The sequence below is a fragment of the Candidatus Margulisiibacteriota bacterium genome (assembly GCA_031268855.1).
Lineage (GTDB): Bacteria > Margulisbacteria > Termititenacia > Termititenacales > Termititenacaceae > Termititenax.
Genome location: JAIRWS010000051.1, coordinates 1 through 10,460 on the forward strand (window position 1 = coordinate 1; position 10,460 = coordinate 10,460).

The following is a 10,460-nucleotide window of genomic DNA, read 5'->3' on the forward strand; positions in this document are numbered from 1 at the left end:
TTTATTCGCGCCAGTCTGATCCGGTTGGTCTCCGTCTGGCAAAGCGTCGCTCCTCGTCAACACATTGGCTGGCGACCACGCGCATGATCCTTGGCGCGCGCAGAAGTCCTGCCAGTCAATAGGGCTGGCAGGGATAACGAAGTAAAAAAACCAAACTGCGGATTAATACTTAGCTAATTCTTGAGCTTGCTTAGATGCCTCTTCCACTTTCTTGCTGTCAACGGTTGGAATGTTCGAGAATTCTTTCAATAAATCCATTACTTTGTACGGATTTATATCACCTTTTATTACTAAACGACATTCTCCATTATTGTTTTTTTCGATTTTAAATTCCGCCCCAATATTGGCGCCATTAAGCTGAGGGAGTATCTTTTCTTCCCACAAAGGAACTTCTTTTGAAGGAATTGCCAGCAATGGTGTTGAGACTGGTTTAGTTTTGTTTAAATCATTAAGATTAACATTTTCTGTCTGCTTGCTCCCCACCTTGACTTCCTCAGTAAATTTCGTTACCGGTGGTTTATAGTGATCATTAATATGTGCGAAATCCGTGTATAATTGGCGCATTATCTTTTCTCCTTTCTTTAAATTATTTTATCCGAGCAATTCTATTGTCGGGCTGTCGCCGCTCTGTGCCATCGCGGGGCCGCTGTCCTGCACCCAGGCTGGTAGATCGCTGTCCGGTATCAGCTCAATGGTCACTTCATTGGCTAAGCCAAGCGAACCGATGGTCAGGGTGACCAATGATATCGCCAGAGCTTTTTTTAGCGCGTCTTTATTTAAATTCATAATGTTGAGATTGTTACCTTTTGAAATTCCTGCCGTAACAATCGTCCTCCTTTCTTTGTTAGATTTTGTTTGTCCGCCAGAATGTATACCCACTTTTTTCATTTTTATACCTGCCGCCCTGCGACCGACAGCGGCTTCAAGCCGCGGAGAAAATCCCGTGCGCAACCGGCGCACGGTGGGCGGAAGTACCATAATTGAAGAGGATGTAAATTAAACCGCGTAAACAGTTCGTTTTGCTTTATCGCGGTTCGGTGGAAAAGTCCGCCAAAAGATACACGGAGTCGCTCCGGTAAGTCCAGTAATCCTGATATTTATTGGCCAGCTGGATCCTGGGCAGCGTACGCACGTAGTCCTCAATATAAACACGCAGCTGGAGGCGGTTGCTGAACCAGGCTTCGCAGGCGGTCTGCGCCACGCCGGACAGTCCGGCGGCTCTGGCAAATTCCCGGCACACCGAGATAAATTCATGATAGAGGCCGCTCGCGCTGTTGGTTTTGAGCAGGCTCGCCGCCGGTTCGCTGCCGTACAGCACCAGACATCGCCCCAGACCCGGTATTTCCTGGAACACAATTTGCAAAAAACCCAGATAGGCGCGCTCATCGAAAATGCTGATAAGATTAAAATTAGGGTCGCGCCAGAGGATCTGCGGGCGGTCTGCCGTGCAAATATCCGCCAGCCCGCCGTAAGGTATATGCCAGATAGATTTTCCTGGCCGGTAAAAACGCCCGCGGCGCTCAAGTGTCTTGCCGGTTAATTGCGGAAATTGCCACGTTAGATGCCGGCGCATTTCCAGATCACGCTTAATATTGGCGTGGAATATTTTCCGCGCCTGCCACGCTGCGCAAAAGACAGTCTGCCAGGGCATGACCTGCAGCAGCAGCTCAAAAGCACGCTCGCGTTTGTTCTGCAGCCCCCAGGCCGGCAGCAGCTGCTTGACTGCCGACCAGGGTTTATCTTGCAGCATGGCCTGCTGTGCGGCCTCGACCGCCTGTAAGAATTTCTGCCGGTGGTTCGGAGAGAGTTTCGTATAATGTTTGTATAACGACACCGTAAAATAACCAAGGCCGCTGTTCCTGATATAATTAAGGATAGCCATTTCCTCGGTAAAGAGGTTTAGTTCGCCGCTAAAGAAACCGCGGGCGATGTTCTGTAAATTTTGAATGCCGGTTTTAGGCGAAACAGCCAGCTGCTCTTTAATGATCCGCCAAAAGGCCGCGCGCATGGAAAGTCCCATTTTGGCGAAAATATAATGCTGGTTGTAAAAAAAATGATACCAGAAATTCAGTTTGTCTGTATTGGAACGCAGAGGCAGCTGCGCGGCTTCTTGCGGCGAGACATAGCCGAGGGTTAGCAGCGACTGGATAACAAGTTTGGCACGCTCCCGCAAGGGATACATTTTTTCCGCGCAGATAAAATCGAAATTCCGCAAAAATTCCGCGGCCCGCAGGGAGTCCATGTTATTTGGCGGCGGCTGGCTGATAATTTTCCGGTGGAGCATTACTCTAAATATTCGTAAGGTACGAAATATAGTTGCAGATATTTTAGGACAAAGCATCCGGCCAGGCGTGGTATAGTCCGGTAGCGTTGACTGGATTACTTTTTGGGGGTACAATAAGTCTGCGATGTACGAATTTGATCGCTTTGAGTGGGACACTAATAAAGCCGCAAGTAATTTGGCCAAGCATGGTTTTGATTTTAACGATGCTTGGCAAGTGTTTACTGATTCGAACAACCGAACCTTTGAATGTTTTGGCTATGCTGAACAAAGGTTTAAGACCATTGGTTTATGTGGCAGACATTTGGCGGCGGTTGTTCATACGCCCAGGAGCGGCGCTTGTCGCATAATTTCAGTGCGGCATGTTTGGCAAAAAGAAAGGAGTATTTACTATGACAATAATTCGTAAAACACTTGAGGAAATGAGACGAGCAAGATCAAAAACGTGCTGGCGGAAAATAGACAACAGGCTCAAAAATAATATTGAGGTGTACGATGAGGACAATCCAGACCTAACTGATCTTCTAGCCAGTGGTTTAGCCAGGCCTGTTAAGGTTAAATTTGGCCGGCCCAAAAAAGCCGTATGCAAACAAAAAGTTAATATCCGTTTTGACGCGGATGTTTTATCAGAATTAAAAAAGACCGGAAAAAATTGGACTACTAGAGTAAATAATATAACTAAAGACTGGCTAATCAGCAATGGGCGTTTGAAAGTTGCTTGAATTGGATCCGCTATTCGTCAGACAGCTTTTGCGGAGGCTTCAGTCCGGTAGCGTTGACGATTTTAGAAAAATTAAGTAATCTCTAACTCCTGCTCTTTGGCCTGTTGCTTGTTCCGGAGTTTAACGCGCGCGGGAACAATAAAAAGAAAGGCCGTAAAATTTAGGAGGCTGGCAAAGTGAAATTGTTAGAAGGTAAAATAGCTCTGGTCACCGGCGTGGCTAATAATTACAGCATTGCTTACGGTATTGCCCAGGCTTTGCGCGAACACGGCGCGGAGCTGGCCTTTACTTATCAAAATGAGCGCTTGAAAGAAAAAATGGGCGATCTGGTCAAGCCGTTCGAGCCGCAATTGATTACCGAGCTGGATGTGACCAAAGACACGGATATTGCCAGAGTGGGGCAGGAAATACTTTCCACCTACGGTAAACTCGATATTTTTGTCCATTCGCTGGCTTTCGTCCCCAAAGAAGATCTACACGGCGAATTTTACAAGATCAGCCGTCCGGGTTTTGCTCTGGCCAATGATATCAGCTCTTACAGTTTGGTTGCCGTGACCAATGCTTTGCTGCCGGCTTTTGAGGCGGCGGGCGGCGGCAGTGTGCTGTATTTGACTTATATCGGCGGCGAAGCCGCTATTTCCACTTACGGTCTAGCCGGTGTGACCAAAGCCGCGCTGGAAATTTCCGGCAAGTATCTGGCGCAATCCCTGGGCGATAAAAGGATCCGCGTCAATGGCATTTCCGCCGGGCCGATCAAGACTCTCGCGGCGCGCGGCATTAAAAATTTTTCCGGCTTGCAGCAAAAAGCGCAGGATTTTATGCCGCTCAAAGGTGAAATGACCCCGGCGGATGTGGCCGGCACGGCGGTTTTTCTGGGCAGTGATTTGTCCAAATCCATCACCGGCGAAATCATTCATGTCGATAACGGTTTTCACTGTGTCCGCGGCTGACAAAACCATAACCAGCGTTGCCAATCCGCTGGTCAAAGAGATTTTACGCCTGCATGATAAACGGGGGCGCGCCGAAACCGGCCTCTTTATTATAGAAGGGCAGCGCGAATTGGACATTGCCGCGCGGAACAGTGCAAGTATTATAAAAATTTTGTACAATCCTCAAAAATGTGATTTTTTCGTAAATTTAAGCGTGAAAATTGACGAAAAAATAAAAGTTTCTGACAGGATATTAGAGCGTGTTTCCTATCGCGGCGCCGTGGAAGGTTTTGTCGCTGTGGCCAAAATGCCAGAGCGAAAACTGAGCGATCTTAAATTGCCGTCCGATCCGTTGATCGTAGTTCTGGATAAACTGGAAAAGCCTGGAAATATCGGCGCAATTCTCCGCACCGCTGAAGCTGCCGGTGTTGACGCGATTTTGGTCTGCGATGAGATTGGCGATCTCTATAATCCTAACCTTATCCGCGCCAGTCTGGGCGCGGTTTTTTCCCTGCCAGTGTTTTGCACGGCCGCCGCTGACGCGCTGATTTGGTTAAATGCGCGCAAAATAAAAACTGTTCTGGCCTCTCCTCAGGCCCAAAAAGTGTGCTTCGATTCTGATCTTTCCGTTCCGCTAGCGCTGGTCATTGGCAGTGAAGCCGCTGGAGTTTCGGATATTTGGCTAAAAAACGCGGCGGACAGCGTTATTATTCCTATGTCTGGCGCGGTCGATTCACTCAACGCTTCAGTTTCCGCGGCTGTCCTGATATATGAAGCGCTAAGACAAAGGAAGCACGCAAACATCAGCAGATGGTCAAAATGAAGACAGCAAAACAAGCGCTCAAAGAGCTGGAATTACTCGAAAAAGAATACCCCAAGTGGCAGGCGGCTGTTTTGGACTTGCTGGCGGTGGAAACGCAGAACCCGTTCAAGATTTTGATCAGCACCGTGCTTTCTTTGCGCACCAAAGATCAGACCACCGCGCAGGCCAGCAAACGTTTGTATGCCGCGGCCGATACCCCGCAAAAAATCTCGAAATTGAGCGGGAGACAATTGGAAAAACTTATATATCCGGTTGGTTTTTACCATACCAAGGCCAAACAAATATTACAAATTTGTAATATTTTATTGACAAAGCATAATGGCGAAGTTCCGGCTGATCTTGACGCTTTGTTGTCTTTTCCGGGTGTTGGCCGCAAGACCGCCAATCTGACGCTGGCGCTCGGGTTCAATCTGCCGGCGGTCTGCGTGGACACGCATGTGCACCGTATCAGCAACCGTTTGGGCTGGGTGCAGAGCAGGACGCCGGAAGAAACTGAGTTTGCTTTGCGGGAGTTGTTTCCCAAAAATAAATGGTCGGCGATCAATAAAATTATCGTGGCTTTTGGCCAGACTATTTGCCGACCTATCGGCCCCAGGTGCGTGAATTGTGTTTTAACAGATTGCGCGGTGCGTGCCAATCATGTATAATCGTCAATATAGTTAGTGAGTATTATTAGAGATATAGGCGAAAGGAAGTGATCTTAAATGAAAAAGTTACTGGCAATTGCAGCTTTGTCTCTGGTTGTAACAGTAATGCTGGCGGGCTGTGGCGCCACCGCGGAGCAAGTCTCTAGCACATCTGCTAAGAGCGGCAACAAATACAGCGGCAATTACAACACGAATCCTACGGATAGCAAGTAATTGTTTTTGCTGAAGATAGAGGCGCCGCCTGCAACGCCTCTATCTTTGTTACAATACCTTGGTGAACAATCTCGAAACCGATATCCAATATCTAAAAGGCGTTGGTCCCGCGCTGGCCAAGAAATTCCAAAAACTTGGTTTAGCCAGAATAGGCGACCTGTTTTATTATTTTCCGCGTAGTTATGCCGACCGCAGCAAAATCCAGCGTTCTGGCGAATTGTCCGCTTATGCGGGACAGCGTATTCTTTTGCGCGGTAGGATCACGCGGGTAAATTTAAATCAGCCGCGGCCGCGTTTTTATGTTTTGCAGGCGGAAATACAGGACAGCGACGGGATTTTCAGCGCGGTCTGGTTCAATCAAAAATTTCTGGCCAGCGCGTTGTTGGAGGGCATAGAAGTTTTGGTGTCCGGCAAAGTTGTTTACAATAATTACAGCAGGCATTGGCAGGTCGAGGCCGATGATTATGAGATCATCACGCCGGCTTACCGCGCCGGCGTCACGCCGTTTTACGCGCTGACCGAGGGCTTGGCCCAAAAAAAACTCCGGCAAATCGTCCAGCAGGCTCTGACATATTTACCGCTGCTGGCAGATCCCTTGCCGCCGGATCTGCGGACAGAATACGCGCTGGCCGCTCTGCCGGCGGCCGTGTCTGAGCTGCATTTTCCTGTGCGGCGTGATGCCTGGCGGCAGGCGCGCCGCCGCGTGGTCTTTGATGAATTTTTTTACGTGGAGTTAGGCGCGGCCTTGCGTTATGCCCGCGCCAAAACGGAATTAAACGGTATTTGTTTTCAGCCGCAGGGCGCGCTGCTGGAGACTTATTACCGAAGCCTGCCGTATCAGCTGACCGCCGCGCAAAAACACGTCATTGACGAGGTGTTGTGCGATATGGCCGCGCCCAAGCCCATGAACCGTCTGGTGCAGGGCGATGTCGGCTCCGGCAAAACCGATGTGGCGATCGCCGCTTTGCTTTGCGCCGTGCAGTCCGGTTATCAAGCCGCGCTGATGGCGCCGACGGAAGTGCTGGCCGAACAGCATTTTGCCAGGATCACCACGCGTCTGGCCGCGCTGGGTGTTCAGGTCGGCGCGCTGCTCGGCAGACACACGCCGTCCGAGAAAAAAGAAATTTACCAGCGGCTGGCATCCGGCGCCTGTCAGATCGTCATCGGCACGCAGGCGGTCATTCAGGAAAAAGTTATTTTTCAAAAATTGGGTTTTGTTATTATCGATGAGCAGCATCGTTTCGGCGTAGTCCAGCGGCAATTATTAAAAACTAAAAGCGCGGAAAATGTTGACCTGCTGATAATGACCGCCACGCCGATCCCGCGTAGTTTGGCTCTGACGATTTACGGCGATTTAGACCGCTCAAATATTGATGAGCTGCCGCCCGGGCGCACGCCGGTCAAGACTTATCACGCGACGCCACGCGCGCGCCAGCGCGTGCGCGAATTTTTGCGTCGGCATTTGCGGCAGGGCGAACAGGCTTACATTGTTTATCCGCTGGTCGAAGAGTCAGAAAAAATCGACCTGCAGGCCGCGGCTGAATCCTGCGCGCAGCTGGTAAAAATTTTTCCGGAATACCGGATCGGGCTTTTGCACGGCCGCCTGAAAAGCGCGGAAAAAGCGGAGATCATCCGCCAGTTTCGGGAAAAAGAGCTGCAGGTTTTAGTCTCGACGACGGTGATCGAGGTCGGTGTCGACGTGCCCAATGCGACGATCATGATCATCGAGAACGCCGAGCGTTTCGGCCTGGCGCAGCTGCATCAGCTCCGCGGCCGGGTGGGGCGCGGCCGGCAGGAAGCGTTCTGTTTTTTGATCGCCGAACTTAAATCTGCGGACAGCAAAAAAAGGATCAACGCTCTGGTTGAAACAACGGACGGCTTTAAGCTGGCGGAGATCGATCTGGCGCTGCGCGGTCCGGGTGATTTTACCGGCGTGGCGCAGTCCGGTTTTCCTGACCGGCTGCTGGCCGATTTGGTCAAAGACGAGAAGCTCCTGCAGGCCGCGCGTGCCGCCGCCTTTGCGCTGATCGAGCGGGACCCGCGTCTGGCCAAACCGGAACACGCTTTGCTCCGTGCCGAACTGCGCCGGCGCAGTCACGGATTGATCGATTATATTTTGCTGAATTAACTATTTTTTGTTTTTGGCGGGCAGTTTATTTAAAAACTCTAAACAAGCCAGCCGCGCCGCGAAACTCATCTTGCGGAAGACGGTTAACAATCTTTGTTCTGCGCGGCTGGTTTTAAGCGGTTTTTCCAGAGGAGCTTTATAGTTTAGAAATAAATAATCAATAGGCACGCCATAAAAATCGGTTAATTTTAGTAAAATATCCAGGCGGGGCACGCCGGTATGGCCTTTTTCTAGATAAACATAATTGGAAAAATCAATGTCCAGTAATCCGGTCAACACTTCCATAGTCAAACCCTTTTTCTGGCGTAATTCTTTCAGGCGTTTGCCGATGTGCAGCTGGAGTTTTTGGATATTGCTCATTGTTTTTAACCATCCTTATCCTGTTATTTTATGAATTGACGAAAATAAAAACATTGATAATTATCAATATTGATATATATCAGCTTTCCGGCGGCGGAGCCAGTTCTGTTATCAGCATTGTGCCTAAGTTTTACACGCTGGTTTATATTATGAAAGTTAAATAAATCCACCGCGGCGAAAAAATGAATTGAGCAGTGAGACCGGCCTGTTGTACAATTTGCCATAATGCGCATCATCGCCGGACAATACAAACACCGCCTTTTGGCTTTTCCCAAAAATGATCCGGATCTGCGCCCGACCAAAGATATGGTTAAGGAAGCCTTGTTTTCTATTATCGGCGCCCGCGTCAACGGCGCGCGATTTTTAGATCTCTATGCGGGCAGCGGCTCGATCGGTCTGGAAGCGGTCAGTCGGGGCGCGCGCGAAGCGGTTTTCGTTGACCAAAACACGCAGTTTATCCGCGGCAATATTCAAAAACTCGGCTGCCTGAATACGCGTGTTTACCACAGCGACGTGCCGCGCGCGCTTAAATCTCTGGCGGCCAAAACGGAAAATTTTGATATTATTTTTCTTGATCCGCCGTACCGGCGGGGTCTGCTTGCGGTTTCGGCCTGCTTTGCTATACTAAATCCCGCTGGTTTGCTGATCGCTGAGACGGCGGCGGACTACACGCCGGAACTGCCGCCGGAGGTGAAGATCCGGGACGAGCGGCGTTACGGCTCGGCCAAGTTATTATTTTTGGAGAAAAAAAATTGAGCAAAGCTATTTATCCGGGTTCTTTTGATCCGATCACCAATGGTCATCTTGACATCATCGAACGTGCCGCTAAAATTTTTGACGAGATAATTGTCGCGGTATTGCACAATGACGATAAACGGCATTTATTTCCGATCGAGGAGCGGCTGCGGATCTTGCAGGAATCCCTGACGCATATCCCCAATGTCTCGCTGCGGACTTTTGACGGACTGCTCGTCGATTTTGCCGTGGCGTGCGGCACCAATCTGGTCATTCGCGGCCTGCGCATGGTGTCCGATTTTGATTACGAATTTCAAATGACACTGACCAACCGCCAGCTCAAAAGCGATTTGGAGACGGTTTTCCTGATGACCGACGCGGCCTATTCTTTTTTGTCGTCGAGTGTGGCGCGGCAGATCGCCGGCTATCGCGGCAAGGTCGAGCATCTGGTGCCGCCGGCTTCGGCTAAAGCCCTACGACAAAAATTTGAAAAGCCTCCGCAAAAGTAAGTTTTTTATATTTTTGCAGAGGCTTCGCAAAAAATTTGCTTGAACTGCCAAATTGTTTGGTGTTATGATTGTTGACGGGGGTTTTCATGGAAACATTGGGCTTGATCGAGGAAATTGTCGCCTATATTTCCGGCGCACCCAAAGCGCCTTTTTCTAAAAATAAAATCGTGGTGGAAGAGCGGCGTTTACTGGATTTTTTGGAGAAACTTAAACTGCTGGCGCAGACAGAAGGTCAGGCCGCGCGGCGGGCAGTGAGTGTGCCGCAATTGAAGCCGTTGCGTAAAGAGCAGTACGATCCCAAGGCTTTCGGCGCGGAAGGCGAGCCTTTGATCCGGCAGGCTAAACAAAAGGCTGACGCCCTGACCCGCGAGGCCGATGAGTACGCCGACCATGTTTTGGCTCATTTGCAGGTCGTGATCGCTAAATGGGAGCGCACTTTGCATAACGGGCGGGAAGTTCTTAAAAAACGCAGGGAGGGCGCGAAATAATGCGGCCGGATAAACGGAAAAACAATGAGATTCGCAAAGCGGAAATAACGCCTAACTTCACGAAAAATGCCGCCGGCTCGGCGCTTATCACAATGGGCGAGACGAAAGTTATTTGCACGGCGTCCGTTGAGGAAAAAGTGCCGCCTTTTTTGCGCGGACAGGGACAGGGCTGGCTGACTGCCGAATACGGCATGCTGCCCGGCGCGACCAATGAGCGAGTAGCCCGCGACAGGTACAAAGTGGGCGGCCGGACTATGGAGATACAGCGTTTGATCGGCCGGGCTTTGCGCGCGGCGATAGACCTGAAAAAACTCGGCGAAATAACTATCACTCTGGACTGCGATGTGATCCAGGCGGACGGCGGCACGCGCACGGCTTCGATCAGCGGCGCTTTTGTCGCTCTGCGTCTGGCGGTCAATAAACTGCTGGCCGGTGGCAAAATCTTGATCGACCCGATCGTGGACAGCGTGGCGGCTGTCTCGGCCGGTATTGTGGACGGCGAACCGCGCCTGGATTTGATGTATCTCGAGGACAGCGCCGCGGAAGTTGACCTGAATGTTATCATGACCGGCTCCGGCCAGCTGGTGGAAGTGCAGGGCACCGGCGAACATGGCACATTTACGCG

Annotated in this window: 15 protein-coding genes; 11 read left to right on the forward strand and 4 right to left on the reverse strand. The window is 50.4% G+C overall.

Annotated features, from left to right (window positions below; genetic code table 11):
• Nucleotides 1-162: 162 nt before the first annotated feature.
• The 3 genes from LBJ25_03250 to LBJ25_03260 all read right to left on the reverse strand — a co-directional run bounded on the left by LBJ25_03250 (nucleotide 163) and on the right by LBJ25_03260 (nucleotide 2,284).
• Nucleotides 163-564 (reverse strand): hypothetical protein, encoded by a 402-nt coding sequence (locus tag LBJ25_03250; protein ID MDR1452973.1) that lies wholly within the window; start codon nucleotides 562-564, stop codon nucleotides 163-165.
• Nucleotides 565-591: 27 nt separating this feature from the next.
• Nucleotides 592-786: a hypothetical protein gene (locus tag LBJ25_03255; protein MDR1452974.1), complete on the reverse strand. Its 195-nt coding sequence runs from the start codon at nucleotides 784-786 to the stop codon at nucleotides 592-594.
• A 238-nt stretch (nucleotides 787-1,024) separates the two neighbouring features.
• Complete coding sequence (locus tag LBJ25_03260; protein ID MDR1452975.1) at nucleotides 1,025-2,284, reverse strand: hypothetical protein; 1,260 nt, start codon at nucleotides 2,282-2,284, stop codon at nucleotides 1,025-1,027.
• A 124-nt stretch (nucleotides 2,285-2,408) separates the two neighbouring features.
• Between LBJ25_03260 and LBJ25_03265 the strand changes: the two genes are divergently transcribed.
• The 7 genes from LBJ25_03265 (at nucleotide 2,409) to recG (ending at nucleotide 7,743) form a co-directional block, all read left to right on the forward strand.
• Nucleotides 2,409-2,690 (forward strand): BrnT family toxin, encoded by a 282-nt coding sequence (locus LBJ25_03265; GenBank protein MDR1452976.1) that lies wholly within the window; start codon nucleotides 2,409-2,411, stop codon nucleotides 2,688-2,690.
• A complete protein-coding gene (locus LBJ25_03270) occupies nucleotides 2,674-3,003 on the forward strand; it encodes a BrnA antitoxin family protein (protein MDR1452977.1) in 330 nt (109 codons plus the stop codon). The genes LBJ25_03265 and LBJ25_03270 overlap by 17 nt, the downstream gene beginning before the upstream one ends.
• A gap of 176 nt (nucleotides 3,004-3,179) precedes the next feature.
• On the forward strand, nucleotides 3,180-3,953 hold the full coding sequence (locus LBJ25_03275) for an SDR family oxidoreductase (protein MDR1452978.1): 774 nt from the start codon (nucleotides 3,180-3,182) through the stop codon (nucleotides 3,951-3,953).
• Nucleotides 3,919-4,755 (forward strand): RNA methyltransferase, encoded by an 837-nt coding sequence (locus LBJ25_03280; GenBank protein ID MDR1452979.1) that lies wholly within the window; start codon nucleotides 3,919-3,921, stop codon nucleotides 4,753-4,755. Before LBJ25_03275 ends, LBJ25_03280 begins: the two co-directional genes overlap by 35 nt.
• Nucleotides 4,752-5,402, forward strand: coding sequence for an endonuclease III (locus LBJ25_03285; GenBank protein MDR1452980.1), 651 nt, complete (start codon nucleotides 4,752-4,754; stop codon nucleotides 5,400-5,402). The genes LBJ25_03280 and LBJ25_03285 overlap by 4 nt, the downstream gene beginning before the upstream one ends.
• Before the next feature lie 57 nt (nucleotides 5,403-5,459).
• Nucleotides 5,460-5,615, forward strand: coding sequence for a hypothetical protein (locus LBJ25_03290; GenBank protein MDR1452981.1), 156 nt, complete (start codon nucleotides 5,460-5,462; stop codon nucleotides 5,613-5,615).
• Nucleotides 5,616-5,676: 61 nt separating this feature from the next.
• A complete protein-coding gene (gene recG, locus LBJ25_03295; protein MDR1452982.1) occupies nucleotides 5,677-7,743 on the forward strand; it encodes an ATP-dependent DNA helicase RecG in 2,067 nt (688 codons plus the stop codon).
• Here recG and LBJ25_03300 read toward each other — a convergent pair whose 3' ends face one another.
• Nucleotides 7,744-8,103, reverse strand: a complete 360-nt coding sequence (locus LBJ25_03300; GenBank protein MDR1452983.1) for a helix-turn-helix domain-containing protein — start codon at nucleotides 8,101-8,103, stop codon at nucleotides 7,744-7,746.
• 222 nt (nucleotides 8,104-8,325) lie between these two features.
• Between LBJ25_03300 and rsmD the strand changes: the two genes are divergently transcribed.
• The 4 genes from rsmD to rph form a co-directional block, all read left to right on the forward strand.
• Nucleotides 8,326-8,859: a 16S rRNA (guanine(966)-N(2))-methyltransferase RsmD gene (gene rsmD / locus LBJ25_03305; GenBank protein ID MDR1452984.1), complete on the forward strand. Its 534-nt coding sequence runs from the start codon at nucleotides 8,326-8,328 to the stop codon at nucleotides 8,857-8,859.
• Nucleotides 8,856-9,347, forward strand: coding sequence for a pantetheine-phosphate adenylyltransferase (gene coaD, locus LBJ25_03310; protein MDR1452985.1), 492 nt, complete (start codon nucleotides 8,856-8,858; stop codon nucleotides 9,345-9,347). The genes rsmD and coaD overlap by 4 nt, the downstream gene beginning before the upstream one ends.
• An 86-nt stretch (nucleotides 9,348-9,433) precedes the next feature.
• Nucleotides 9,434-9,835 (forward strand): hypothetical protein, encoded by a 402-nt coding sequence (locus tag LBJ25_03315; protein ID MDR1452986.1) that lies wholly within the window; start codon nucleotides 9,434-9,436, stop codon nucleotides 9,833-9,835.
• A partial coding sequence (rph, locus tag LBJ25_03320) for a ribonuclease PH (protein MDR1452987.1) occupies nucleotides 9,835-10,460 on the forward strand: 626 nt, incomplete at its 3' end. The genes LBJ25_03315 and rph, both read left to right, overlap by 1 nt.